The 23,849-nt window shown below is 74.7% G+C and carries 24 protein-coding genes; 13 read left to right on the forward strand and 11 right to left on the reverse strand.

The window, feature by feature from the left end; translation table 11 throughout:
- Positions 1 to 23 precede the first annotated feature (23 nt).
- Both KLI87_RS15770 and KLI87_RS15775 read left to right on the forward strand, forming a co-directional pair.
- Positions 24 to 545 (forward strand): TetR/AcrR family transcriptional regulator, encoded by a 522-nt coding sequence (locus KLI87_RS15770; protein WP_214617684.1) that lies wholly within the window; start codon positions 24 to 26, stop codon positions 543 to 545.
- Positions 546 to 664: 119 nt separating this feature from the next.
- A complete protein-coding gene (locus KLI87_RS15775; RefSeq protein ID WP_214617685.1) occupies positions 665 to 1,768 on the forward strand; it encodes a hypothetical protein in 1,104 nt (367 codons plus the stop codon).
- Positions 1,769 to 1,807: 39 nt separating this feature from the next.
- Here the strand turns inward: KLI87_RS15775 and KLI87_RS15780 are convergent, their stop codons facing one another.
- Complete coding sequence (locus KLI87_RS15780) at positions 1,808 to 3,613, reverse strand: hypothetical protein (protein ID WP_156219383.1); 1,806 nt, start codon at positions 3,611 to 3,613, stop codon at positions 1,808 to 1,810.
- A gap of 101 nt (positions 3,614 to 3,714) precedes the next feature.
- On the opposite strand from KLI87_RS15780, the gene KLI87_RS15785 reads away from it, so the two are divergent.
- The 3 genes from KLI87_RS15785 to KLI87_RS15795 are packed head-to-tail and all read left to right on the forward strand — an operon-like array spanning position 3,715 to position 6,457.
- Complete coding sequence (locus KLI87_RS15785) at positions 3,715 to 4,407, forward strand: response regulator transcription factor (RefSeq protein WP_156219384.1); 693 nt, start codon at positions 3,715 to 3,717, stop codon at positions 4,405 to 4,407.
- Positions 4,404 to 5,939: an ATP-binding protein gene (locus KLI87_RS15790; RefSeq protein ID WP_214617686.1), complete on the forward strand. Its 1,536-nt coding sequence runs from the start codon at positions 4,404 to 4,406 to the stop codon at positions 5,937 to 5,939. Before KLI87_RS15785 ends, KLI87_RS15790 begins: the two co-directional genes overlap by 4 nt.
- Positions 5,936 to 6,457: a hypothetical protein gene (locus KLI87_RS15795; RefSeq protein WP_156219386.1), complete on the forward strand. Its 522-nt coding sequence runs from the start codon at positions 5,936 to 5,938 to the stop codon at positions 6,455 to 6,457. The genes KLI87_RS15790 and KLI87_RS15795 overlap by 4 nt, the downstream gene beginning before the upstream one ends.
- Positions 6,458 to 6,484: 27 nt before the next feature.
- Here KLI87_RS15795 and KLI87_RS15800 read toward each other — a convergent pair whose 3' ends face one another.
- Together KLI87_RS15800 and KLI87_RS15805 are read right to left on the reverse strand one after the other, a co-directional pair.
- On the reverse strand, positions 6,485 to 7,201 hold the full coding sequence (locus tag KLI87_RS15800; protein WP_173390894.1) for a metal-dependent hydrolase: 717 nt from the start codon (positions 7,199 to 7,201) through the stop codon (positions 6,485 to 6,487).
- Between the two features lie 178 nt (positions 7,202 to 7,379).
- Complete coding sequence (locus tag KLI87_RS15805; RefSeq protein ID WP_156219387.1) at positions 7,380 to 7,781, reverse strand: helix-turn-helix domain-containing protein; 402 nt, start codon at positions 7,779 to 7,781, stop codon at positions 7,380 to 7,382.
- A gap of 106 nt (positions 7,782 to 7,887) precedes the next feature.
- On the opposite strand from KLI87_RS15805, the gene KLI87_RS15810 reads away from it, so the two are divergent.
- Complete coding sequence (locus tag KLI87_RS15810) at positions 7,888 to 8,511, forward strand: NAD(P)-dependent oxidoreductase (protein WP_214617687.1); 624 nt, start codon at positions 7,888 to 7,890, stop codon at positions 8,509 to 8,511.
- A 17-nt stretch (positions 8,512 to 8,528) separates the two neighbouring features.
- On the opposite strand, the gene KLI87_RS15815 is transcribed toward KLI87_RS15810, so the two are convergent.
- From KLI87_RS15815 to map, 3 genes are read right to left on the reverse strand one after another with little or no spacing between them, the layout of a single operon-like run.
- Positions 8,529 to 9,566, reverse strand: a complete 1,038-nt coding sequence (locus KLI87_RS15815) for a DNA polymerase ligase N-terminal domain-containing protein (RefSeq protein ID WP_214617688.1) — start codon at positions 9,564 to 9,566, stop codon at positions 8,529 to 8,531.
- A gap of 33 nt (positions 9,567 to 9,599) precedes the next feature.
- Positions 9,600 to 10,289, reverse strand: a complete 690-nt coding sequence (locus tag KLI87_RS15820; RefSeq protein WP_214617689.1) for a helix-hairpin-helix domain-containing protein — start codon at positions 10,287 to 10,289, stop codon at positions 9,600 to 9,602.
- A 57-nt stretch (positions 10,290 to 10,346) separates the two neighbouring features.
- Entirely contained in the window at positions 10,347 to 11,198 is an 852-nt protein-coding gene (map, locus tag KLI87_RS15825) for a type I methionyl aminopeptidase (RefSeq protein ID WP_156219390.1), read from the reverse strand.
- A gap of 69 nt (positions 11,199 to 11,267) precedes the next feature.
- Here map and KLI87_RS15830 point away from each other — a divergent pair, with 69 nt between their 5' ends.
- A complete protein-coding gene (locus tag KLI87_RS15830) occupies positions 11,268 to 11,444 on the forward strand; it encodes a hypothetical protein (protein ID WP_214617690.1) in 177 nt (58 codons plus the stop codon).
- A gap of 9 nt (positions 11,445 to 11,453) precedes the next feature.
- Here the strand turns inward: KLI87_RS15830 and KLI87_RS15835 are convergent, their stop codons facing one another.
- Entirely contained in the window at positions 11,454 to 12,059 is a 606-nt protein-coding gene (locus KLI87_RS15835; RefSeq protein WP_214617691.1) for a hypothetical protein, read from the reverse strand.
- Between the two features lie 123 nt (positions 12,060 to 12,182).
- Here KLI87_RS15835 and npdG point away from each other — a divergent pair, with 123 nt between their 5' ends.
- The 3 genes from npdG (at position 12,183) to KLI87_RS15850 (ending at position 14,249) form a co-directional block, all read left to right on the forward strand.
- Positions 12,183 to 12,875: an NADPH-dependent F420 reductase gene (gene npdG / locus KLI87_RS15840; RefSeq protein WP_214617692.1), complete on the forward strand. Its 693-nt coding sequence runs from the start codon at positions 12,183 to 12,185 to the stop codon at positions 12,873 to 12,875.
- Between the two features lie 217 nt (positions 12,876 to 13,092).
- Positions 13,093 to 13,449 (forward strand): hypothetical protein, encoded by a 357-nt coding sequence (locus KLI87_RS15845; RefSeq protein ID WP_156219392.1) that lies wholly within the window; start codon positions 13,093 to 13,095, stop codon positions 13,447 to 13,449.
- Positions 13,450 to 13,514: 65 nt separating this feature from the next.
- Positions 13,515 to 14,249 (forward strand): hypothetical protein, encoded by a 735-nt coding sequence (locus tag KLI87_RS15850; protein WP_246250467.1) that lies wholly within the window; start codon positions 13,515 to 13,517, stop codon positions 14,247 to 14,249.
- Between the two features lie 61 nt (positions 14,250 to 14,310).
- On the opposite strand, the gene panB is transcribed toward KLI87_RS15850, so the two are convergent.
- The gene (gene panB / locus KLI87_RS15855) at positions 14,311 to 15,165 is read right to left on the reverse strand and encodes a 3-methyl-2-oxobutanoate hydroxymethyltransferase (RefSeq protein ID WP_156219393.1); all 855 of its coding nucleotides are present in this window, start codon (positions 15,163 to 15,165) and stop codon (positions 14,311 to 14,313) included.
- A 180-nt stretch (positions 15,166 to 15,345) separates the two neighbouring features.
- On the opposite strand from panB, the gene KLI87_RS15860 reads away from it, so the two are divergent.
- The 3 genes from KLI87_RS15860 to KLI87_RS15870 all read left to right on the forward strand — a co-directional run bounded on the left by KLI87_RS15860 (position 15,346) and on the right by KLI87_RS15870 (position 19,736).
- On the forward strand, positions 15,346 to 16,905 hold the full coding sequence (locus tag KLI87_RS15860; protein ID WP_214617693.1) for an MFS transporter: 1,560 nt from the start codon (positions 15,346 to 15,348) through the stop codon (positions 16,903 to 16,905).
- Between the two features lie 14 nt (positions 16,906 to 16,919).
- Positions 16,920 to 17,513, forward strand: a complete 594-nt coding sequence (locus tag KLI87_RS15865) for a TetR/AcrR family transcriptional regulator (RefSeq protein WP_156219395.1) — start codon at positions 16,920 to 16,922, stop codon at positions 17,511 to 17,513.
- A 123-nt stretch (positions 17,514 to 17,636) separates the two neighbouring features.
- Entirely contained in the window at positions 17,637 to 19,736 is a 2,100-nt protein-coding gene (locus KLI87_RS15870) for a SpoIIE family protein phosphatase (protein WP_156219396.1), read from the forward strand.
- A gap of 40 nt (positions 19,737 to 19,776) precedes the next feature.
- Here the strand turns inward: KLI87_RS15870 and KLI87_RS15875 are convergent, their stop codons facing one another.
- The 3 genes from KLI87_RS15875 to KLI87_RS15885 are packed head-to-tail and all read right to left on the reverse strand — an operon-like array spanning position 19,777 to position 23,819.
- Positions 19,777 to 20,700 carry a hypothetical protein gene (locus KLI87_RS15875; RefSeq protein ID WP_214617694.1) on the reverse strand — a complete coding sequence of 308 codons (924 nt, stop codon included), beginning with the start codon at positions 20,698 to 20,700 and terminating at the stop codon, positions 19,777 to 19,779.
- Between the two features lie 10 nt (positions 20,701 to 20,710).
- On the reverse strand, positions 20,711 to 22,519 hold the full coding sequence (locus KLI87_RS15880) for an NAD+ synthase (RefSeq protein ID WP_214617695.1): 1,809 nt from the start codon (positions 22,517 to 22,519) through the stop codon (positions 20,711 to 20,713).
- Between the two features lie 46 nt (positions 22,520 to 22,565).
- Positions 22,566 to 23,819 (reverse strand): MFS transporter, encoded by a 1,254-nt coding sequence (locus tag KLI87_RS15885; RefSeq protein ID WP_308166024.1) that lies wholly within the window; start codon positions 23,817 to 23,819, stop codon positions 22,566 to 22,568.
- Between the last annotated feature and the right edge of the window lie 30 nt (positions 23,820 to 23,849).

Here is a 23,849-nt window from a genome sequence, read left to right on the forward strand (position 1 = left end):
CGGGCCGGAGAGGGGGCGGGACGGTGCGAGCCGACGCGCGGCGCAACCGCGAGCTGATCGTCGAGGCGGCCCTCGACCGGTTCGCGGGGAGCGGGCCCGCCGCGTCCATGGAGGAGATCGCGCGGGCCGCGGGCCTCGGCGTGGGCACGCTCTACCGGCACTTCCCCGACCGGCGGGCGCTGGTGGAGGAGATCGCCGGTCGGTCGCTGCGCTGCCTGCGCACGGGGCTGCGGTCGCTGGCGGAGCAGGACCTCTCGCGCCGGGACGTGATCGCGCGCTACGTCGGCTACTGCGCGGGCCAGCCGCTCGCGCTCATCAAGGCGCTCGCCGAGGAGAACGAGGCGCCGGAGGAGCGGCTGGAGTTGCAGGACGAGCTCAACGGCCTGCTCGAAGCGCTCGCCCGGCAGGCCCAGGAGGAGGGGACGGTCCGCGGCGACATCAGCCCCCGCGAGGTCGTCGAGCTGCTCAGCGTCGTGGTCTGCCGCCCCGGCGCCCGCGCGGACGACGCCCTCACGAGGGTGGCGCTGGACGGCCTGCGCGCCTGACCGCCAGGGGGCGGCGAGCGGGCGGCCCGGGCACGATCCTCAAACGGCACTTACCCCTCGTTTACGTAGGTGTGGGTAGAAAAGAGACAGCAGTGGAGCACGCTACCGATCGGGGGATCATGGACGCTGCCACCCTTGCCGACCTGCGCAAACCGAGGGCCTATCCCGCCGTCTCGGTGCTGATGCCGACCCACCGCGCCGCCCCGGCCAACCGCCAGGACCCGATCCGCCTCCGCAACCTCCTCGCCGAGGTGCGCCGCCGCCTCGACGCCGACGTCCGCGTCACGCCCGACGCCGCCGACCACGTCCTGCGCGGGCTGGAGCGGGCGGCCGGCGACCTCGACCCGCGCCACCCCGCCGACGGGCTGGTGCTGTTCGCCGCGCCCGGCGGCGAGCACCACGCGTTCACGGTCGGCCAGCCGGTGGACGAGCGGGTCGTCGTCGACTCCGGGTTCGCCACCCGCGACCTCGTCGCCGACCACACCCGCACCCTCCGCTACTGGCTGCTGTCCCTGTCCGACCAGGCGTCCCGGCTCTGGGACGGCGACGGCGGCGAGGGCGCCGACCTCACCGAGCACGTCCGCGACGGTTTCCCCGTCGGGCCGGACCGGCTGGACGAGGAGGGCTCGGGCCGCCAGTCCCCGCGCGGCGCGCAGAACGGCGACGAGCGCCACCGCCGGATGATGCGCGACGTCGTGGCCGCGCTCGACCGGGTCCTCGCCCGGGACCGCCGCCCGCTGGTCGTCGCGGGCGTGACGCGCCACCAGGCGTTCTTCGACGAGGTCGCGGGCCCGCACATCCGGGTGGCCGGGCGCGTCGACGGCAGCCACGAGGGCGCGGCGCCGAGCGCGCTGGTCGAGGCGGCCCGCCCGGCGCTGGCCGCCTACGAGGACCGCCGCGAGGTCGCCGTGCTCACCGAGCTGGAGGGCGCCCGCGGCGCCCAGCGCTACGCGGGCGGGCTGTGCGAGGTCGCGCGGCTGGTCGAGGAGGGGCGCGGCGAGCACCTGGTCGTCGAGCGCGGCTACTACGCGCCCGCCGTGCGGACCGAGAACGACCTCGTCCCGGTCGAGGGCATGCCGGGCGTGCTGCGCGGCGCGGACGTGGTGGACGACGCCGTCGACGACGTCATCGAGACCGCGCTGGAGTACGGCGGCCAGGTGACGTTCGTCTCCGACGGCTTCCTGGTCGACCACGACCGCATCGCGCTCGTCACCCGCTACTGACCCGGCGGGCGACCCGGCGGGTGTCCCGGCGCCGGAGCGTCATCGGCGGGCGGCCGGGCACGCCGGATCCCACCAGGTCACCCATCCGGTGGAGTAGGCGCGCCCCGCGCGGAACCGCCAGGCGGGCGGGTGCGCGGGCCAGGACGCCTCGGGGGCCGTGCCGTTCGGCAGCGGCAGCACGACGGTGCACACGCCGGGCGCGGGCGGCCGGTTCCGCTGGCCGTAGGGGCGCTCGACGCGCGTCCAGTCCACCGGGTACTGGAACTTGACCCTGAGGACCCAGTAGACCGACTGGTCCACGACGACGCCGCCCGCCTGCGGCCCGGCCAGCGGCGAGGCGGGGCGGACGCGGTCCTGCTTCGGGCCCATCGCGAACGTCATCGCGGCGAGGTTGATCCCGACCAGGCCGCCCGCCAGCAGCAGGGCCGCGACCCGGGGGACGCGCGCCCGCGTCAGCAGCAGCGCGCAGCACAGCAGCCCCGCGCCCGCGAGCGTGACCTCCGGCATGTGCAGCGCGGTGCGGTCCCCGGTCAGGAACATGGGCTCGGGGAAGTCGAACGCGATGAAGCCGAAGGTCTCCAGCCTGTCGCCCGCGTAGGCGGTGACCCACGCGGCCGATCCGGAGAGCAGGAGCGCCCCCGCCGCCGTGAGCTGGGCGGCGCGCCGCGTCCTCGACCGCAGCAGCGCCACCGCTCCGACCAGCGCGTACACCAGCACGATGCACGACAGGTAGCGCCCGTAGGCGTAGTTGCCGATGCGGTGCTCGTCGGGCAGCGCGGCGGAGGAGGAGTAGGCGACGCCGGCGGTGGCGACCAGCAGCACGGCGGCCATCACGCGGTCCGCGGCCGGGGCCCGGCGGCGCAGCGGCGTCGCGAGGACGGCGGCGAGCCCGATCCCGGCCAGCCCCCAGGTCGCGACGATCATGTACCAGACCTGCCCGGCCGAGCCCGACAGCGCCCACTCCTGCCCGGACACCGACGTGAGCCGGGACGTCATGATGCCCAGGTGGTCCTTGGCGCCGTCCGGGTACATCTCCGCCTTGACGCGCGCGTTCAGCGCCGCCCCCGCCGCGTACCCGGCGGCGGCGACGGCGAGCCCGGCGGCCGTGCCGCGCGCCCGGCGGGTGATCGCCGCCGTGCGGTCGGCTCCGACGGCGGCCGCCACGCGCCGCCACCGCACGAGGACCACCGCGAGGAGGAGCAGGCCCAGGACCGCGCCGTGGACGGCCAGCAGCATCGTCCCGCGCATGTGGACCGACGCCAGGTAGGACGCGGCGGCGCTCGCGAGGACGGCCGAGCCGGTCCGCCCGTCCCGCACGAAGCGGTCCAGCGCCAGCAGCCACGCGAGGACCAGCGTCGGCAGCACCGCGTCGGTCAGCGTGAACGCGCCGAAGAACGTGGTCTCCGGGAGCAGCGCCGCCGCCCACGCCAGCGGCAGCGCCGGGCGCCGCGCGAGCCCGAGCCGGCGCAGCGCCAGGTACCCGAGCGGGAACAGCGCCGCGCCGATCAGCGCGTTGGTCGCCATGGCGAGCGTGTAGACCGTCATCAGGTCGTCGCTCAGCCAGTTCGCCGGGACGAGCAGCAGCGGGTACCCGCCCTGGTAGAAGGTGTGGCCCGAGTAGTCGGCCCCGTGCCCGCCGGCCAGCCACCGGGCCACGAGCAGGTAGCCCGTCTCGTCGGGGTCGGCGACCGGGCCCGTCCGGGCGCGGGCGAACCAGAGCCGGACGCACACCTGGGCGACGACCCCCGCGACCAGCAGCCACGGTAGGGCAGCCAGCCTGCGCGGCGCCGGCCGCGGGGGCGATGGTGGGACGACCCGCCGCGGCGGGACCTTGGCGAGCGTCATGGACACCACGGTCCCCGCCGGCTGTCATGATCTTGTCCGGGAATTGTCTGGATCTTGTGACATGGCCGGAGGTGGTGGCGCCGATGTCCAATAATGTCCGGATGGCCAGCATTCTCTTCGTCGAGGACGATCCCTCCGCCCGGGTCGCGCTGGAGCTGGCGCTCTCCCGGCTCGGGCACAGCGTGACGTCCCGGGCGACCGGCGAGGACGGGCTGGAGGCGCTGCGCGCCCGTCCGCCCGAGATCGCGATCCTGGACGTGATGCTGCCCGGCATCGACGGGATCGAGGTCTGCCGCCGCATCCGCCGCGACGACCTCGGCGGCGGTGGCGGGGGGCTCCCGGTCATCCTGCTGACCGCGCGCGGCGACGACCTGGACGTGGTGCTCGGGCTGGAGGCGGGCGCCGACGACTACGTGGTCAAGCCCGTCGAGCCGCGCGTCCTGGACGCCCGCATCCGCGCCGTCCTGCGCCGGGCGGACCAGACCTCGCTCGACCGCTCCAGCCACGGCGACCTCGTCATCGACCGGGCCTCGCTGAAGGTGACCAAGGCGGGCGCCGACATCAGGCTCACCCCGACCGAGCTGCGGCTGCTGCTGGAGCTGTCCCGGCGGCCGGGCCAGGCGCTGACCCGCCAGCACCTGCTGTCGGCGGTGTGGGAGCACGAGTACCCCGGCGACTCGCGGCTGGTCGACGCCTGCGTGCAGCGCGTCCGCGCCAAGATCGAGGACGAGCCGGCCGAGCCCCGGCTGATCGAGACCGTCCGGGGGTTCGGCTACCGGTTCGCGGCCACATGATCGCCGGGCTGCGGCGCCGGGCGCGGCGGCGCGGTGAGCGCGTCCGCACCCGCTGGTTCACCGGGCTGCGGGTGCGGCTCGCGGCGGCCTTCACCGCGGTCGCGCTGCTGGCCTCGATGTTCGCCTCCGGCGTCGCCTACGTGCTGCTGCGCCGCGCGACGCTCCAGCGCGCCCAGGACGCGGTGCTCACCGACGTCCGGCAGACGCTGACCCGGCAGGTGCCGCCCGAGCTGCCGCCCGACGTCAGCGGGTTCCTCGGCGCCCAGCTCGTGGACGCCCTCTCCGCGCCTCCCGGGCGCAAGGCGGTGGCCGTGCCGACCCGCAACGAGGGCGACCTGGCCATCCCCGCCTCCGGCCTGCTGGACGTGCCGGTCAGCGCGGAGTTCGCGCGGCGGGCCCAGCAGCAGCTGGCATTTCAGCGCGTCGTGCGGAACGGCACCCCCTACCTGCTGGTCGGCACGCACGTCACCGGCTTCCGCAGGGGCGAGGGGGGAGGCGAGCGGACGACGCCGCCGACCGTCTACGTCACCGCCAGCCTGCGCCAGGAGGTGCGGGACCTCGCGTCGCTGACCCGCGTCCTGATGATCGAGAACGCGCTGGCGCTGGTGCTCGCGCTCGCGCTCGCGGTGCTGGCCACCCGCGGCGTGCTGCAACCGGTGCGGCGGCTCGGCGCGGCGGCCCGCGCGCTCGGCGAGGGCGAGCTGGAGACGCGGGTGGCGGTGCGGGGCCGCGACGAGCTGGCCGACCTCGCCCGCACCTTCAACCGCACCGCCGAGGCGCTGGAGCGGACGGTGACCGAGCTGCGCGCGATGGAGCGGGCGTCCCGCCGGTTCGTCGCCGACGTCTCCCACGAGCTGCGCACCCCGCTGACCTCGATGGTCGCGGCGACCGACGTGCTCGCCGCCGACGCCGGCGGCGAGGGCGAGGACAGCGCGGCCGGGCTCGTCGCCCGCGAGACCCGCCGCCTCGGCACGCTCGTCGAGCACCTGATCGAGATCAGCAGGTTCGACGCGGGCGCCGCCGCGCTCGTCCTGGACGAGGTGAACGTGGCCGACGCCGTCGCGGCGACCCTGCACGCGCGCGGCTGGACCGGCGAGCTGACGGTGACCGGCCCCGCCGACCTGGTCGCCCGCCTCGACCCCCGCCGGTTCGACGTCATCGTCGCCAACCTCGTCGGCAACGCGCTGCGGCACGGCCGCCCGCCGGTGACGCTGCGCTTCGGCCGCGCCGGGCGGGCGGGCGTCCGCGGGCTCTCGCTGGTCGTCGAGGACCACGGCCCCGGCCTGCCCGGCGACCTCGTCGCCGTGGTCTTCGACCGCTTCGTCAAGGCCGAGGCCGCCCGGACGCGCAGCGAGGGCAGCGGCCTCGGCCTGTCGATCGCGAAGGAGAACGCCATGCTGCACGGGGGCGTGCTGGAGGCCGCGAACAAGGGGGCTCCGGCGGGCGCGGGAGACGGTGCCCCCGAAGAGGACCGGCCTGCCGCGGAGGGGGCGGTGTTCACGCTGTGGATCCCGGACCGGGAGGACGGATGAGGCGCCACGGTGCCGCCGTGCTCGCGGCCGCGCTCGCCGCCGTGCTGCTCGGCGGCGTCCTCGCGTCGGGGTGCGGGGTGCGGCCGACCGGCGTCCTCAGCGCGGGCGACCGCCCGGTCGCGGCCGGCAGCCAGGCCGCCGCGATCACCGTCTACCTGGTGCGCGGCGACCGGCTGGTGCCGGTCGTCCGCCCGGGGCTGCCGGGGCAGCCCTACCTGTCCATCGGCCAGCTGTCGGTGCCGCCCACCGCCTCGGACCTCGCCCTCGGGCTGCACACCGAGGTGGCCCACACCCTCGTGGCCCGGGTGGTGGGCGACCCCTCGGTGCTGATCGTCGACCAGGTGCCCACGGACGAGCGCCGCCGCTGGCGCTGGTCCCGCCTGGCGCTCGCCCAGATCGCCTGCACCGCCCAGGCCATCAGCGGCGTCGAGCGCGTCCAGCTCTGGAACGGGCCCGCACCCGACCAGCACGGATGGGGGAGGATCAGCTGCGCGCAGTTCCAGGACCTGCTGGACTGAGCGCCTCCGGCACCGGCCCGCGCCGGGTCAGCCCTTGGTCAGCCACTCGGTGGTCACGTCGCCGAGCACCGACCGCACCGCGAGGATCGCGATGCCGAGCGTGAGCGCGGGCGCGACCACGAAGCGCTCCACCTTGCCGTCCGTGCGCGGGACGATCGGGATGTCGATCCGCCATCGCAGCGGCCAGAACACCGGGCAGCCGCGCGGGGTCAGGCAGTCCCCGGCGACGTGCGCGAGGCAGCCCAGCGTGACCGCGAAGCCGACGAAGCTCATGTCGAGGTCGTGCATGAGCCAGACGGCGAACGCGGCGAGCGCGCAGTCGGCCAGCGCGGACTGCGGCTCCTTGCCCTCGAAGTCGAACCCGACGCCCCGCAGCCCCAGTCCGACGATCATGAACAGGCAGGCCCACCACGCGTAGACGTAGTGGGTGGCGAGCGCGTCCATCGCCCAGCCGACGCCGACCGCGAACAGGATCGAGTGGGTGGCCTGCCGGTGCCCGCCGGAGATCTTCCCGATCCCCTTGCACATCCCGTGGGTGATGGGGCCGAACGTGTTGGCGATGCGCCCGTTGTGGTGGTCGATGTCGGGCAGGATCGCCGCGCCCGCGCACACCACCGCGCCCGCCGCGACCTGCTCGGCCGTCAGGGCGACGGCGTGGTCGCCGATCAGCCGCTCCTGCGCGATCAGGGGCACGGCCGCCAGCCACGCGAGCGCGCCGCTCAGCGCGTGCGTCTTCCCCATCATGCCCGGATCCCCCGCCTTCCCACCGGTCCCACCCGTCCGGGGGGTCGGGGTCGCCCCCGCGAGAAACCCGCCCGCACGGCCGGACTCTAGCCCGCTATTGATCGTTTTCGGTGGCGACGCGCCGGAACCGGCCACCACGTCCGTTTGATGCCGGGCGGCGGCCGGGGGTTCCGTGCCGTCAGCGGGCGGCGGGGTGGGCGGGCGCGTGCCGCGCGTCCGCCGGGGCCTCGCCGAGGAGGGCCCGTTCGCGGGCGGCGATGACGGCCCCGACGTTCTCCTGCGCCCACTCGGCGACCGCCTCGATCGGGCGCCGCAGCGAGTGGCCGAGCGGGGTGAGGGCGTACTCCACGCGCGGCGGGACCTCGGCGAAGACCTGCCGGGTGAGCAGGCCGTCGCGCTCCATCGCGCGCAGCGTCTGGGTGAGCACCTTGGGCGTGACGCCGCCGATCGTGTCGCGCAGCCGGGAGAAGCGGCGCGGGCCGTCGGACAGGGTCAGGACGACGAGCACCGACCATTTGTCGCCGATGCGGTCGAGGATCAGCCGGGTGGGGCAGTTCGGGTCAAAAGGGTCGCCTCTCATGGTTTCCGAAGGGTACCAACGGAACCTCGGGGTAAGCGCGGAACTTTGAAGTAAGCGGTATCCGATGGATACCTTCGGCCGGGTAAGGCTGTCGAGGGAGGTCTCAATGAGGATTCTGCTGATCGGCGCGACCGGGATGGTCGGCTCGCGGGTGGCCGCGGAAGCGCGCGGCCGGGGCCACGAGGTCACCGGCGTGACCCGGAGCGGGGCGGAGGGCACCGCGAAGGCCGAGGCGGGCGACGCCGCCGCCGTGGCCGCGCTCGCAAAGGGCCACGACGCCGCCGTGCTCGCGATCGCGCCGCCCCGCGACGGCTCGGAGGCGGAGGGGCCGCTGCTCGCGGCCGGGCGCGGCGTCCTCGCCGGGCTGCGCGCCGCAGGCGTGCGCCGCCTGGTCGTCGTGGGCGGCGCGGGCAGCCTGGAGGCGGCGCCGGGCGTCCGGCTCGTGGACACCCCCGGGTTCCCCGACGCCTACAAGGCCGAGGCGCTCGCGCACGGCGCGCTGCTCGACGTGATCAGGGCCGAGGCCGGCGACCTCGACTGGACCTACATCTCGCCCGCCGCGCTGATCGAGCCCGGCGAGCGCACCGGCACGTTCCGCCTGGGCGGCGACCAACTGCTCTCCGACGCCGACGGCAACAGCGCCATCAGCGCCGAGGACTACGCGATCGCCCTGGTGGACGAGCTGGAGAAGAGCGAGGCCGTGGGCCGCCGCATCACCGTGGCGTACTGAGCCACCGGGGCCGCCGGTTACCGGGAGCCGACCGGGATGAGGCGCCAGGCGTCCGACTCCTCGCCCGGCCGGTAGGGGGAGTCCAGGCGCTTGGCGACCACCCCCGGCAGGTCCTGCGCGCGGGCGGCCTCCCGGACGGGGTCGCCGTCGCCCGGATACCAGGGAGCGGTCCGCCACAGCGGACCCGACAGCTCCAGCCCGTCGAGCGTCTCCCGGCGCTCCCCGTAGGGGACGTCCAGCAGCGGGCGGCCGTCCAGGTGCGGCACGTCGAAGACCATGTAGGTCTCGCGGCCCTCCAGGACGGCCAGCTCCCCGTCCAGCAGCGCGGGACGGGCGCCGAGCGCGGCGCCGAGCCGGGAGCCGAGGCGGCCGGGGCCGTCCACCGCGCGGCCCCGGCCGTCGGTGAACCGCGTCCGGCCGCCCTCGACGTAGGCCAGCAGCCGCCGGCCGCCGAAGGCGAACTCGAACCCCCACGCCTCCCGGTCGAGGGGGAGCCGGGCCCGCCGCACCGGACGCATCGGGCGCAGCCGCTCGGGCAGCGGCTCGGCCCCGGGGTCGGCGGGCGGGTCCATGCGGTGGATCATCCAGTTCTTCCCCCGCGTCCGGAACAGCACGTACCGGCCGGACACGCGCGAGCCGTGGATGATCACCTTCACCTCGCGCTCGGACCACTTCTCCGTCTCGTAGGTCCCGCGGTCCCAGATGACGACCTCGCCGCCGCCGTACTCGCCGCGCGGGATGTCGCCCTCGAACGTCGCGTACTCCAGCGGATGGTCCTCGGTGTGGACGGCGAGGTGGTCGGTCTCGGGCGACCACGGCAGGCCCTTGGGGACGGCCCACGACACCAGCACCCCGTCGCGCTCGAACCGCAGGTCCCAGTGCAGGCTGCGGGCGTGGTGCTCCTGCACGACGAACGTGTCGTCGTCGCCGTGCGGCAGCGCCTTCTCGTCCGGGACGGGCTCGGGCGTCCGTGAGGCGTCGCGCCTGCCCCGGTACTCGGCGAGCCGGTCGCCCTTCCTCTTCGCCGGCGTCCTCTTCGGCTTCTTCGGGGTCACACCCGGCTACGTACCCACCCCTTCGGCGGGGAGTCAGCGGATGAAGACGGCGTAGTCGGCGAGGTCGGCGGTCAGGTCGGGCGGCAGGCCCGCCACCGCCGACAGCTCCTCGGCGGACACGAACCCGCCCGTCTCGGTGCGCACCCGCTCGATCCGCTCCGCCAGCTCCGTGGTGACGCCGGGCAGCAGCGTCAGCGCCCGCACGGGCGCGTGGTTGACGTCGACGAGCCCGCCGTCCTGGAACTGGTGCGGCAGGTCGGGGCGGCCGATGCGCAGCTCCTTGGCGAGGCCGGGGTCGGAGGCGGCCAGCGCGCGGGCCTTCTCGCGCAGCAGCCGCCGCCGGCGCACGCGCTCCACGACCGCGTCGTTGCCCATGCCCGCCAGCCCGTCCGGGTCGAACACGCGGCGGCGGATCAGGAACGCGTGCCCGCACCCCACGACCGCGAGCAGGAACAGCAGCACCCCGACCGCGCGCTGCGTGCCGTCCTCGCCGCCCATCTGCGGCGCCAGGAACAGCATCAGCGCGAACAGGGAGATGTAGACGGCGGAGGCGACCACCAGGTGCGTGGTCCGCCGCCACAGGGCCGCCGCCGCGAACGTGAACGCCGTCGCGTAGCCGAGCGTCAGGAACGGCAGCGCCGCCCACGTCACGCTCAGCGCGGCGCGGCCGGGCGGCATGTCGTCGGTCGGGACCCTCGGCTCGTAGGGCGCTGGCGCGTTCATCTGGCGGTGCCTCCCGGACCGGAGGTGGCGTGGTTCGGACTCTAGATCATCGGACCGTCACGGCAGGGTGAGGATCTCGTGCCCGTCCTCGGTCACCAGGATCGTGTGCTCGAACTGCGCGGTGCGCCTGCGGTCCTTGGTGACGACGGTCCAGCCGTCGGCCCAGATGTCGTAGTCGTAGGTGCCGAGCGTCAGCATCGGCTCGATCGTGAACGTCATGCCCGGCTCGATGATCGTCGTGGCGCCCGGGTCGTCGTAGTGCGGGACGGCGAGCCCGGAGTGGAACGTCGTGCCGATCCCGTGCCCGGTGAAGTCGCGGACGACCCCGTACCCGAACCGCTTGGCGTAGGACTCGATGACCCGCCCGATCACGTTCAGCGCCCGCCCCGGACGCACCGCGCGGATGCCCCGCATGGTCGCCTCGCGGGTGCGCTCCACCAGCAGCCTCGACTCCTCGTCGACCTCGCCGCACAGGAACGTCGCGTCGGTGTCGCCGTGCACGCCGTCCACGAACGCGGTGATGTCGATGTTGATGATGTCGCCGTCGCGCAGGACGGTGTCGTCGGGGATGCCGTGGCAGATCACCTCGTTCAGCGAGGTGCACAGCGACTTGGGGAAGCCCCGGTAGCCGAGCGTGGAGGGGTAGGCGCCGTGGTCCAGCATGAACTCGTGCCCGATGACGTCCAGCTCGTCGGTGGTGATCCCGGGCCGGACGTGCTTGCCGACCTCGTCGAGCGCCTGCGCGGCGACCTTGCCCGCCACCCGCATCCGCTCGATGATCTCCGGTGTCTTCACGTCCGGCTCGCCGGTCTTCGGCTTCTTCTTGCCGACGTACTCCGGGCGCGGGATGTGCGCGGGGACCTTCCGCATCGGCGAGACGGTGCCGGGCCGGAGCAGTTGGGTCGTCATAGTCATGGAGTGTAGTCAGCGCGTCCGGGGCACGAATCACGTGCCGACGCCAGATCGAAGGGAGTGCCGATGGCCGGTGACGAGGGTGACTGGTGGTTCTGCCTGAAGCACATGAAGGCCGAGCACGGGCCGGGCTGCCCGAACAAGGACCGGATGGGCCCCTACGCCTCGCAGGACGCGGCGTCGCACGCCATGGAGCGGGCCCGCGAGCGCAACGAGCAGTGGCGCGAGCGGAACGAGGACTGACCCCGCGGGTCAGTCGACGACGGGGCCGCTGACGGCGTCGAGGAGCCGGGCGAGGCGTCCGCGCAGGCCGCGCGGGTCGGGGGCGCCGCGCCGGGCGCGGCCGGGGTCCTCGCCCGCGGCGCTGCTGACCAGGTGCTGCGCGCCGTCGAAGGACAGCAGCGCCTCCGCCGGCGGGACGGTCAGCGCCTCGTGCGCGAGGCCGCGCAGCTCGCGGTCGCCGCCCTCCAGCGCGAGGACCCGCGCGCCGGTGCGGCGGGCGTCGTCGACCCGCTCCAGCAGCGGGACGGGGGCGCCCTCCTCGGCGACGACGAGCAGCGTCTCGCCGCGCTCGGCCGCCTCCAGCCGCTCCATCCCGATCCGCAGGTGCGCGGGCGCGTCCCGCGGCGGCGACCAGCGCACCAGCGTGGGGGCGAGGCCGGGCGCGTCGCCGAAGCGGCTCTCGTCGTCCAGGTGCGCCGCCATGTGCCAGGGGTCCTCGCCGGGGGTGCCGACCAGCAGCAGCCCGCCCGGGGTCCTGGAGGTGACCCGCAGCGCGCGCCCGAACTCCCGCGTCCGCTCCAGCCAGCCCGTGCTCGACAGCACCTCGCGCAACATCGTGACCTGCTCGGCGTCCACGGGACCATGGTGCCGCACCGGACGCCCGCCCACAGGCCGTTTCCGGAAGGCGTCCGCCGCCGCCGGACCCCTGCGCCCGGGTCCGCGCTCCCCGCCCGAAGGCCGCCTGGCAGACTCGGCGGCATGACTGAGCAGCAGAGCACCCCCCACGACCTTCCGGACGCCGGCGGCCTCACGATCGGCATCCTCGGCGGCACCGGCGACCAGGGCAAGGGGCTCGCGCGCCGGTTCGCGCTCGCCGGGCACCGGGTGGTCATCGGGTCGCGCAGGGCCGAGCGCGCCCGCGAGGCCGCCGCCGACCTCGGCGCCGACCTGCCGGTCTCGGGCGCGGAGAACCCCGCCGCCGCGGGCGGGGCCGACGTGGTGATCGTCGCGGTGCCCTGGGACGGCCACCGCGCGACGCTGGAGTCGCTGCGCGCCGAGCTGGCCGGGAAGATCGTCGTGGACTGCGTGAACCCGCTCGGCTTCGAGAAGGGCAAGGGCGCGTTCGCGCTGCCGGTCGAGGAGGGCAGCGCGGCGCAGCAGGCCGCGTCCGTCCTGCCCGACAGCCGCGTCGTCGCCGCGTTCCACCACGTCTCGGCCAAGCTGCTGCTCGACCCCGAGGTGGAGGAGATGGCGCTGGACGTCCTCGTGCTCGGCGACGACCGGGAGGCGACCGACCTCGTCCAGGCGCTCGCGGGCCGCATCCCCGGCATGCGCGGCGTCTACGGCGGACGGCTGCACAACGCCCACCAGGTCGAGGCGTTCACCGCGAACCTCATCTCCATCAACCGCCGCTACAAGGCGCACGCGGGGCTCCGCGTCACCGACGTGTGACCCGCGTGCGACCGTGCGGGGACCGGTCAGGGCACCGTGACCCCGGGCCACGTGGCGAAGCCCACAGCAGAAGGGAAGACTGGCGGGAGCGGTAGCCGCCGGACGCGCGTCCAAGATGCTGGTGCCGGAGCCGGCACCGGAGCGCGGACGACCCCGGCGACGCCGCCGCGGCGGCCCCCGCGCCGTCTATGATCGGTGTTCGACAGGGCAGGTGGAGATGAGGCAGAACCGGTCGGCCGACCCGTGGAGCGCCTTCCTCGCCCCTCCGGGGCGGGCGGCGGGGGTGGCGCCGCCCGGCGCGGCGCCCGCCGGGGAGCGCAGGCCGCCGGGGGAGCCCGGCCCCGCGCACGGCCCCGCCGCCGAGCCCGCCGCCGAGCCCGGCCAGGAGGACGCGTGCCGCCGCGTGCTGGGCCAGCTCCGGGCGGCGAGCGCGCCGCTGTCGCTGGAGCAGATCCACCACGCCACGCGGCTCGGCCTGCTGGAGGTCGCGGACGCCGTCGACACGCTGCGCGAGCGCGGCCTCGTCGCGGTCGACCGCGAGATCGACGAGGTCGTCAGGCTGACCGAGTCGTGAGGCCGGCCGAGCGATGAGCGAGGGATGAGCGCGGGCGCGCGGCGCCCGGAGACGAGCGGGGCACGATGATCGGGTACGTCGTCGCGGTGTCGCTGAGCTGCCTGGTCGGCGTCGCCGAGCTGGTCAGCCGGTACCGCGACCGCCCCACCACGCTCGTCCGGGTGCCGAGCACCTGGGCGTACGTGCTGATCAACGGGGGAGCGGGGGCCGGGTCCCTGCTCCTCCTGCACACCTTCGACTGGAGGTTCGGCGTCCAGTCCCCGCACGTGGTCGCCGCGACGCAGGTGCTGGTCGCCAGCCTCGGCTCGATGATGGTGTTCCGCAGCGCGGTGTTCACCGTCCGGGTCGGCGACGAGGACGTCGCGGTCGGCCCGAGCACGCTGCTGACCTCGCTGCTGGCCGCCGCCGACCGGGGGGTCGACCGGATGCAGGCCAAGACCCGCGCGCAGGAGGCGGGCGAGATCATGCGGGGGGTGTCGTTCCGCAAGTCGAAGCTCGCGCTCCCGACCTACTGCCTCGGCCTCCTGCAGAACGTCTCCGCCGAGGACCAGGCCGACCTGCGCACCGCCGTGGACGCCCTCGCGGGCAGCGAGATGACCGACGGGCAGATGGCCCTCAACCTCGGGCTGCTGCTGATGAACGTGGCGGGCCCCGACGTCCTGCGCGCGGCGGTCGACACGCTGCGCGCCGAGATCACGGCCGACGAGGGCGAGGCGGGCCGCGTCCCGCCGCCGCGCGACGGCGGGACCCACGAGGGCGGGCGGCCCCTGGAACCGGCGCGGGCCAACCCCGACCGCTGACCGCCCCGGGCGGGAGGCGGGGCCTCGGCCCGGGCGGGTCCGCCCGGGCCGAGGCGGAGACCTACCGGTAGGAGTGCTCCGGCGCCGGGTAGACGCCGCTCACGACCTCGTCGGCGTAGGCGCGGGCGGCGTCGCCGAGCAGCGCGCCGACCTCGGCGAAGCGCTTGACGAACTTCGCGGTGTGCGGGGTGAGGCCCGCCATGTCCTGCCAGACGAGGACCTGCGCGTCGGTCTGGTTGCCGCCGCCGATGCCGATCGTCGGCACCGACAGCGACGCGGTGACGCGCGCGGCGAGGTCCTCGGGGACGCATTCGAGCACGACCGCGAACGCCCCGGCCGCCTCCAGCGCCTTGGCGTCGGCCATCAGCTCCTCGCCGGACTGGCCGCGCCCCTGGACGCGGTATCCGCCGAAGGCGTTCACCGACTGCGGGGTGAGGCCGAGGTGGCCCATGACCGGGATCCCGGCCGCGACCATCGACTCGACCTGCGGCAGGATCCGGCGGCCGCCCTCCAGCTTGACGGCGTGCGCGCCGGTCTCCTTGAGGAAGCGGGTGGCGGCGGCCAGCGCGTCGGCGACGCCGGTCTGGTAGGAGCCGAACGGGAGGTCCGCGACGACCATCGCCCGCTTGGACCCGCGCACGACGGCGGCGGTGAGCGGGATCAGGTCGTCCACGGTGACGGGGATCGTGGAGTCGTGGCCGTAGACGACCATGGCGGCGGAGTCGCCGACGAGCAGGACGGGGATGCCCGCCTCGTCGAAGATCCGCGCGGTGAGGGCGTCGTAGGCGGTGAGCATGGGCCACTTCTCGTGGCGCTGCTTGGCGGCCGCGATGTCGCGCACGGTGACCCGCCGTCCACTCGTACCGCCGTACAGTGCGGTCGGGTTCGCGGGGGATGCGGGCATGGCAGAAGACATGGTGTACCTCCGGTCTCGAGGCGCCACGGTGGCGTACCCGGACGGTCCGATCGTGCCACCTTCGAAACGATTCGGGAACCCCGCCGCATTCCCCCGCCCGACGGGGAATGAATTGCGAAACGATACGGTTCCGTATCGGTGTGGGCGTGCCCGCGCCCATGACCGGACGCAGAAGTATCGATGAGGACTGCTTTGGACTCGGAGACCATCCAACGGCGACGCTGGGCCATCCTCGGCGTGCTGACCGTGAGCCTGCTCGTGGTGGTGCTCGACAACACCATCCTGAACGTGGCGCTCAAGACCATCGCCGACCCCGACAAGGGCCTGGGGGCGACCCAGAGCCAGCTTGAGTGGTCGATCAACTCCTACACCCTGGTCTTCGCCGGGCTGCTGTTCACCTTCGGGGTGCTCGGCGACCGGCTCGGCCGCAAGAAGGTGCTGATCGGCGGCATGGCGGTGTTCGCCGTCGCCTCGCTCGCCTCGGCGTACGCGCAGTCGCCCGACCAGCTGATCTACGCCCGCGCCCTGATGGGCCTCGGCGGCGCCGCGGTGATGCCGCAGACGCTGTCGATCATCACCAACGTGTTCGAGCCGCACGAGCGGCCCCGCGCGATCGGCATCTGGGCCGGCGCGGTCGGGATGGGCGTGGCGATCGGCCCGCTCACCGGCGGCCTGCTGCTCGCCCACTTCTGGTGGGGCTCGGTCTTCCTGATCAACGTGCCCGTCATCGTCGTGGGCGTCGCGCTGATGGCGGTCCTCGTCCCCGAGTCGCGCAACCCGAGCCCCGGACGGCTCGACCCGCTGGGCGTCGTGCTCTCGGTGATCGGGCTGGTCGTCCTGTCCTACGGGATCATCCAGGGCGGCGAGAAGGGCGCCTGGCTGGAGCCCGCCGTGCTCGGCCCGATCCTCGCCGGAGCGGCCGTGCTCGCGCTGTTCGTCTGGCACGAGGCCCGCACCCCCTCGCCCGCCTTCGACGTGGCGCTGTTCAAGGACCCCCGGATGTCGGCGGCCGTCGCCTCCATCGCGCTGTGCTTCTTCGCCGCGGCGGGCGTGTTCTTCTTCGCCAACTTCTACATGCAGTCGGTCCGCGGGCTGTCGCCGCTGGAGTCCGGCGCGATGGTGCTGCCGTTCGCCGTGGCGCAGCTGCTGTTCTCCACCCGCAGCGCCGCGATGGTGCGCCGGTTCGGCGCGAAGGCGGTCTGCACGTCCGGGCTGCTGCTGGTCGCGGCAGCGCTGGTCGGCTACCACTTCGTCGGCACCGACACGCCGCTGTGGATCCTCGCCGCCGTGTTCTTCTTCCAGGGTGCCGGGATGGCCAACGTGATGCCGCCCGCGACCGAGTCGGTCATGTCGGCGCTGCCCCGCGAGAAGGCGGGCGCCGGGTCGGCCATCAACAACGTCGCCCGGCAGGTCGCCGTCGCGATGGGCGTGGCCGTGCTCGGCTCCGTCGTCGCGTCCGTCTACCGGGGCGACCTCGGCGACGACCTCGCCGCGCTCCCGGCGGGCGCGCGGGACGCGGCCGGGGAGTCCATCGCGGGCGCCCACGGCGTCGGCGGGCAGACGCTGGTCGACCACGCCGACGCGGCGTTCGTCCACGCCATGCACACCGCGTCCGCGGCCGCCGCCGTCATCGCCTTCCTCGGCGCGCTGGTGGTGCTCAAGTGGATGCCCGGACGCCAGGCCGCGCCGCCCGCGGAGGCGAGCCAGCGGACGTCCGAGCAGGAGACGGCCGGAGTGTGAGAGCGTGAGCACCGATGACTGAGACCACGACCGAGCGGCGGGCGGGACGGCCGCGCAGCGAACGGGCCGAGCGGGCCATCGTCGAGGCCACGCTCGACCTGCTCGCCGCGGAGTCGGGGGTCGCGGGCGTGACCATCGAGGCGGTCGCCTCCCGCGCCGGCGTCGGCAAGGCCACGATCTACCGGCGCTGGCCCAACAAGGAGGCGCTGATCGTGCACGCGCTCGCGACGGTGAAGGCGCCGCTGCCCGAGCCGTCCGGCGGGTCCGTCCGCGAGGACCTCCTGGAGCTCGCGCTCGCGATGGGCGCCGAACGCAAGCGGAAGTACGCCAAGTGCTTCTGGAACGTGGTCGGCAGCGCGGAGAAGCACCCCACCCTGTACGCCCGCTACCGGCAGGACGTCATCGAACCGCGCCGCGACGTCATCCGCGCGGTGCTGGCCCGGGGCGTGCGCGGCGGCGAGCTGCGCGCCGACCTCGACCTGGAGGTGGGGGTCACGATGCTCGTCGGATCGCTGTCGACCCGGGTGCCGGGCGAGGCGCTGCCCGACGGCTACGCCGAGACCGTCGTCGACACCCTGATCCGCGGCATCGGCGCCCCCGGCAGTTGAAAACGGAATCAGTTTTCCAACGGTAACCGTGATCTTCTCCCCTGATCCCTAGTCATGCCCCATACTGTCGCTGGGTAGTGCTAAGACGAACGGCTTTCTGGAGCGCGTCAGGTGAGATCCGTCATGGCGCCGCGAGGCGATGCACCCGCCGCCGATTCCGCGTCCCGGACCCTGGTCCTCGGTATCGACGGGGTCCGGCGGGTCGTGCAGTGCGGGCCGAACGTGGGAACCGTCATCGGCCGCACGACGGGGGACCTGATCGGCCGTCCCGCCGCCGATCTGGTGGGCGACGAGGGCAAGGCCGAACTCGAAACCCTGCTGGAGGCGATCGGCGCGGGGCAGGAGCGCACCGCCGTCCTGCCGGTGCTGCGCGGCGACCGGACCGTCACCGACGCGGTCGTCACCGCGCAGCCGATGGTGGGCGACGAGGCCGGCGCCGCGGCCGGGCTGCTGTTCGTCCGGGTGGCGCTGCCGCCCAGCGAGCGCTACCAGGACCCGGCGCTCATGCGCCGCGCGCTGATGGACGACCAGGTCACCCGGTTCGGCGCCTCGCTCGACCTCGACCAGTCCGCGCGCGGGCTCGTGGACGCGGTCGTCCCGCACTTCTGCACGGCCGCGTCCGTCCTGGTGCTGGAGAGCCTCGTCGCGGCCGACGAGGTGCACAGCGAGTCCGGCTCGGCGGTGCTGCGCCGCATCGCGGTGACCTCCGACGACGGCAACCCGGCGTGGACGTCGGCGTTCCCCGTCGGCGAGGTGCTGGTGTTCCCCGAGGGCACCCCCTACCGCGAGGTGATGGACACCGCCCGCCCCGTCCACCTGCCCCACATCGACGAGGACGCCGCGGGCTCCATCGGCACCAAGTGGCGCCGCGGCCCCGCGGGCGACCTGCTCAAGGGCGTGTCGATGGTGCTGCTGCCGATGATCGCGCGCGACACCCTGCTCGGCTTCATCGCCTGCACCCGCGTCCCCGGCTTCCGCAAGTTCGACGCCTACGACGTCGAGATCGGCATGGAGTTCGCCGCCCGCGCCGCGATCGTCATCGACAACGCGCGGCTGTTCAGCCGCGAGCGCGCCACCGCGCTCGCGCTCCAGCGCAGCCTGCTCCCGAACCGGCTGTCGGCGCCGTCCTCGGTCGAGGTCCGGCACCGCTACCTGCCCGGCAGCAAGCTCGTCGAGGTCGGCGGCGACTGGTATGAGTCGATCGCGCTGCCCGGCGCCCGCGTCGCGCTGATCGTCGGCGACGTCGCCGGGCACGGCGTCCGCGCCGCCGTCACGATGGGACGGCTCCGCACCGCGCTGCACACGCTCGCGAACCTCGAACTCCCGCCCGCCGACGCCCTGCACGTCATGCACGAGCTGATGATCGAGCTGGGCGAGCAGGAACCCCACTTCGCGACCTGCGTGTACGCGGTCTACGACGCGACGAGCGGCACGATCGAGATCGCCTCCGCCGGGCACCTGCCGCCGCTGCTCGCCGGCCCCGCCGGAGACAACGAGTACCTCCAGGTCCCGCCCGCGCCGCCGCTCGGCGTCGCGGGCGGCCAGGCCATCGAGAGCCGCGAGTTCACCGTCGAGGACGGCAGCCTCTTCGTCATCTACACCGACGGCCTCGTCGAGAACCGCGGCCGCGACATCGACGACGGCCTCGCGCGGCTGCGCGGCATCTTCGGCCCCGGCTCGGTGGAGCGTCCCATGGAGGACCTCGCCAAGGCCACGCTCGACGGCGTCTACGCCGACCAGCACCGCGACGACATCGCCGTCCTCATCGCCCGGCTGCGCCGCCTCCCCGAGGACCGCTGCGCCTCCTGGTCCCTTCCGGCCGACCCGGCCGCGGTCCGCCGCGCGCGGGGCCACGTCCGCACCCGCCTGGAGGAGTGGGGCCTGGAGGACCTCGACTACACCACGCAGCTGCTGGCGTCCGAGCTCATCACCAACGCCATGCGCTACGCGCACGGCCCCATCGAGCTGCGCCTGCTGCTGGAGCGCACCCTCGTGTGCGAGGTACTGGACCGTTCTGCCGCCCTGCCCCGCCTCCGCCGCGCCGAGGACGACGACGAGAACGGCCGCGGCCTCCTCGTCGTCAGCCAGCTGGCCCACCGCTGGGGCACCCGCCGCACCGCGTCCGGCAAGGTCGTCTGGTGCGAGCAGATCGTCCCCGGCGTCGACCCCGACCCCGCCGACCAGGTCTCCTCCTGGCCCGGCGAAAGCCACCACCGCGAATGACCCGGGGCGGCCGCGCGCCCTCGGCGCCCGGCCGCGGAGGTCAGCCGGAGAGGGCGCGGTGGAGGGAGGCCGCGGCTATCGCTATCGCGGTGACGCGGGTGGCGTAGGCGAGGCGGGCGGGGTCCATGCGGGTGCCCGCCGCCAGGTGGCGGTCGTGGTCCAGGAAGAGGGCCTCCGCTCCGACGTCGTGGAGGATCTCGCTGGCCTTCGCCACGTCGATCGTGCGGCGGCGGCCCTGGGGGTGGTGGGCGGTGAACACCACGATCGTCCGGGGGACGACGCGGGCCAGGGGGCCCGCCGAGAGGAAGTCCAGGGCCCGGCCCGCGCTCGCGGCGCCCTCCGGGGTGGCCGGGGTGACCATGACCTGCGCGTGCGCGCCCGCCAGGACGGCGTGGTGCAGAGGGGTGTGGACGCCGACGCCGCAGTCGGCCACCGTCACCCCGAAGAAGCGGCTCAGCGGCAGGCCGGCCGCCTGGTAGACGGCGGCGTCCAGACCGGCGCCCGCGACCGCGCCCTGGGAGCCGGGGAGGGCCCAGAAGTGCTCGCCGAGGCGGGTCAGGTAGGGCTCGACCTCGGCGAAGGAGGCCGTGCGGAGGTCGGCGCGGGCCAGGTCGGCGAGCGGGCGTCCGGCGGGGACGCCGAGCCGCAGCGGCAGCGAGCCGAGTTCCGGGTCGACGTCCAGCGCGAGCACGCGGTCCTGCCGGTAGCGGGCGAAGACCGAGGAGATCAGCGCGGAGACCGTGCTCTTGCCCGATCCGCCGCGGATGCCCGTCACGGCGATCCGGCGCCCGGTGGTGACCGGGTGCTGGACCCAGCGGCCGTGATCGGCCAGCGCCTGGACGTCCGGGGACGTGCGGAACGGCCGGGCGGCGCCCCTGCCGATCCTGCGCAGGAGCGGGTCGCCGTGCACGTCGTGCTTGAGCAGGTCGTCCGCCGAGGGTTCGGCGTCCCGTCGGTCAGCCACGCGCGGCCTCTCAGCCGGCGGACGGTTCGCGCCAGCGATTGGTGATCGGCAGGCGCCGGTCGCGGCCGAAGTTCTTGGGGGTGGTCTTCGGGCCGGGCGGGTACTGGCGGCGCTTGTACTCGGCGAGGTCGACCAGGCGGATCACGCGCTCGACCAGGGCGGGGTCGTGGCCGGCGGCGACGAGGGCGTCGCGGCCGAGGTCGCGCTCGACGTAGTCGACGATGAGCGGGTCCAGGACGGCGTAGTCGGGCAGCGAGTCGCGGTCGCGCTGGTCGGGGCGCAGCTCCGCCGACGGCTCCTTGACGATGATCGCCTCGGGGATCGGCTCCTGCGCGAACGGGTGCAGGAACGGCAGGCCGCCGCCGTCCGGGACGGTGTCGCGCCAGCGGGCGAGGGCCCACACCATCGTCTTGGTGAGGTCCTTGATGGGGCCGAAGCCGCCCGCGGAGTCGCCGTAGAGGGTGGAGTAGCCGGTGGCCAGCTCGCTCTTGTTACCGCCGGTCAGCACGAGGTGGCCGTGCTCGTTCGACAGCCCCATCCACACGTTCGCGCGGATGCGGGCCTGGAGGTTCTCGGCGGCGAGGCCGTGCAGGTCGAGTTCGGCCTCGAACGCCTCGACCATGCCGCCGATCGGGACGATCCGCGAGTTGATCCCCTGCCGCTTGACGAGGTCCTCGGCGTCGGTGACCGATCCTTCGGAGGAGTAGCGGCTCGGCAGCAGGACGGCGTGCACGTTCTCGGGGCCGATCGCGTCCGCGGCGATGGTCGCGACGAGCGCGGAGTCGATGCCGCCGGACAGGCCGAGCAGCACCGAGCGGAAGCCGTTCTTGCGGACGTAGTCGCGGGTGCCGAGCACGAGCGCCGCGTACACCTCGGCGAGGTCGTCCAGGGGTTCGGCGACGGACTGCGGCTCGACGGGGTAGGCGGGCAGCGTCGCGTCGGAGAGCGTGCGCCGGTCGACGGTGATGGTGGTGCCGTCCCCCGCGTCCACGGGGGTGCGGCCCGGACGGGCGGACGGGTCGGCCGCGGGCAGCGCGAGGTCGGCGACGAGCAGGTGCTCGGCGAACTGCGGGCCGCGGGCGAGGAGCGTTCCGTCGGCGCCGACGATGACGGAGTCGCCGTCGAAGACGAGCTCGTCCTGGCCGCCGACCATGTTGACGTAGGCGAGCGCGCAGCCGGCCTCGCGGGCGCGCTCGGCGCACAGGTCGAGGCGGACGTCGTCCTTGTCGCGCTCGTAGGGGGAGGCGTTGAGGGCGAGCAGCAGCCCGGCGCCCGCGGTGGCGGTGACGCCGACGGGGCCGCCGTCCTGCCAGAGGTCCTCGCAGATGACGGTGGCGACGTCCACGCCGTGCAGCCGGACGACGGGCAGCCGGTCGCCGCGCACGAAGATCCGGTACTCGTCGAACACGCCGTAGTTCGGCAGGTGGTGCTTGGCGGAGCGGACGAGCACCTCGCCGCCGTGCAGCCACGCGGCGGCGTTGAGCGGCGACCCGGCGGGGCGGCCGGGACGGCTCGGGTCGCGGGCGAGCCCCACCACCTGGCGGTCGAGGTAGCCGGTGACGACCGCGAGGTCGCCGAGGCCCTCGGCGGCGAGGCGGCGGGCGACGCCCGCCAGCGCCCGCTGGGACGCCTCGACGAAGGAGCCGCGCAGCGCGAGGTCCTCCACCGGGTAGCCGGTCAGCATCATCTCGGGGAAGGCGACCAGGTGCGCGCCCGCGGCGGCGGCGCGCCGGGCCCACTCCACGATCAGGTCGGCGTTGCCGCCGAGGTCGCCGACGGTCGGGTTCACCTGCGCGAGCGCGATCCTGAGCTGTGCCACGATCACAGCCTAATTCGTCCCGGCCCGATTTGCCGGGCGAGTTTCGTCACTGTGACGAAAAGGCGAGGGCGTGGCGGCGCCGGATCGCGGGGCCGAGCGCGAGCTGCGCCGCGGCCGCCGCGAGGCCGAGTGCCAGGCAGGTCAGCCACAGCGCGGGGCCGCCCCCGGCGTCCAGCAGCAGGGTGCCGCCGAGCGGCGCCAGCAGGAACCCGCCCGACCACGCCATCCCGTACAGGCCGCTGTAGCGTCCGCGCAGGTGGGGCGGGGCGAGGTCGGCGACGACGGCCTGCAGGACCGACGCGGCCATGATCTCCCCGATCGTCCACACCAGGATCGCCGCGATGTACCCGGCGAGCGTCGAGGCGAACGCCATCGACCCGAACCCGAGGCCGACCAGGCAGAACCCGGCGGCCATCACGAGGCTGTGGTCGCGCCGCGCCAGCCACGCGTTGACCAGCGGCTGGACGATGATGATCAGGACGCCGTTGGCCGCGAACGCCACGCCGTAGTCGCGCGGGCCGAGGCCCTCCTCCTTCATCGCGAGCGGCATCGTGGTCAGGCACTGCATCAGCACGAACGTGTAGACCAGCGCGACCAGCGCGTAGGCGACCATGACCCGGTCGCGCAGCACCCGGCCGAACCCGCCGGGCGGCGCGTCCGCGGCCGCGCGGGTCCGCGTCTCGGGGACGGCGCGCCAGACCAGGAGCCCGAACGCCGCGCAGGTCAGCGCGTCGATCCAGAACAGCCACAGGAACCCCTGCTGCGCGAGCGTCCCGCCGAGCACCATCGCGACCGCCCAGCCGAGGTTGACCGCCCAGAACAGCAGCCCGAACGCGCGCGGGCGGTCGGAGGGGGAGACGAGGTCGGCCACCATCGCCTGCGAGGCGGGCCGGTACATGTCCAGCAGCAGCCCGAACACCAGCGCGGACACGATGATCGCGGGCAGGCCCTGCGCGTAGCCGAGCGCGAGCATCGCGACGCCGGTGCCGACGGTCGCGAACGTCAGCGTCGCGCGGCGGCCGAGGCGGTCGGCGAGCGCGCCGCCCGCGAGCTGCCCGGCGAACGAGCCCGCGCCGATCACCGCCATGACCGCGCCGGCCTCGGCGAGCGACAGCCCCCGCGTCGTCGTCAGGTAGAGCCCCATGAACGGCTCGACCATCGTCCCGAGGCGGTTGAGCAGGGTGCCCGCCCACAGGAACCAGAACGTGCGGGGGAACCCGCCGACGCGGGGGTGCAGGAACGCGGCGAGCCGGCCGGTGGACGGCGGCATGCCGACGGGAGCGTCTTCCAGGGTGGCCACCCACCGATGGTGCGGTCCACCCCGGCGGCG

Source organism: Actinomadura sp. NEAU-AAG7, assembly GCF_018603865.1.
GTDB lineage: Bacteria > Actinomycetota > Actinomycetes > Streptosporangiales > Streptosporangiaceae > Spirillospora > Spirillospora litoris.

Excerpts from the sequence above, each read along its gene's own strand:
- KLI87_RS15775 (WP_214617685.1), top strand. The coding sequence starts at position 665 with ATGGACGCTGCCACCCTTGCCGACCTGCGCAAACCGAGGGCCTATCCC.
- KLI87_RS15780 (WP_156219383.1), bottom strand. The coding sequence starts at position 3,613 with ATGACGCTCGCCAAGGTCCCGCCGCGGCGGGTCGTCCCACCATCGCCC.
- KLI87_RS15785 (WP_156219384.1), top strand. The coding sequence starts at position 3,715 with ATGGCCAGCATTCTCTTCGTCGAGGACGATCCCTCCGCCCGGGTCGCG.
- KLI87_RS15790 (WP_214617686.1), top strand. The coding sequence starts at position 4,404 with ATGATCGCCGGGCTGCGGCGCCGGGCGCGGCGGCGCGGTGAGCGCGTC.
- KLI87_RS15795 (WP_156219386.1), top strand. The coding sequence starts at position 5,936 with ATGAGGCGCCACGGTGCCGCCGTGCTCGCGGCCGCGCTCGCCGCCGTG.
- KLI87_RS15800 (WP_173390894.1), bottom strand. The coding sequence starts at position 7,201 with ATGATGGGGAAGACGCACGCGCTGAGCGGCGCGCTCGCGTGGCTGGCG.
- KLI87_RS15805 (WP_156219387.1), bottom strand. The coding sequence starts at position 7,781 with ATGAGAGGCGACCCTTTTGACCCGAACTGCCCCACCCGGCTGATCCTC.
- KLI87_RS15810 (WP_214617687.1), top strand. The coding sequence starts at position 7,888 with ATGAGGATTCTGCTGATCGGCGCGACCGGGATGGTCGGCTCGCGGGTG.
- KLI87_RS15820 (WP_214617689.1), bottom strand. The coding sequence starts at position 10,289 with ATGAACGCGCCAGCGCCCTACGAGCCGAGGGTCCCGACCGACGACATG.
- map (WP_156219390.1), bottom strand. The coding sequence starts at position 11,198 with ATGACGACCCAACTGCTCCGGCCCGGCACCGTCTCGCCGATGCGGAAG.
- KLI87_RS15830 (WP_214617690.1), top strand. The coding sequence starts at position 11,268 with ATGGCCGGTGACGAGGGTGACTGGTGGTTCTGCCTGAAGCACATGAAG.
- npdG (WP_214617692.1), top strand. The coding sequence starts at position 12,183 with ATGACTGAGCAGCAGAGCACCCCCCACGACCTTCCGGACGCCGGCGGC.
- KLI87_RS15845 (WP_156219392.1), top strand. The coding sequence starts at position 13,093 with ATGAGGCAGAACCGGTCGGCCGACCCGTGGAGCGCCTTCCTCGCCCCT.
- KLI87_RS15850 (WP_246250467.1), top strand. The coding sequence starts at position 13,515 with ATGATCGGGTACGTCGTCGCGGTGTCGCTGAGCTGCCTGGTCGGCGTC.
- panB (WP_156219393.1), bottom strand. The coding sequence starts at position 15,165 with ATGTCTTCTGCCATGCCCGCATCCCCCGCGAACCCGACCGCACTGTAC.
- KLI87_RS15860 (WP_214617693.1), top strand. The coding sequence starts at position 15,346 with ATGAGGACTGCTTTGGACTCGGAGACCATCCAACGGCGACGCTGGGCC.
- KLI87_RS15865 (WP_156219395.1), top strand. The coding sequence starts at position 16,920 with ATGACTGAGACCACGACCGAGCGGCGGGCGGGACGGCCGCGCAGCGAA.
- KLI87_RS15870 (WP_156219396.1), top strand. The coding sequence starts at position 17,637 with ATGGCGCCGCGAGGCGATGCACCCGCCGCCGATTCCGCGTCCCGGACC.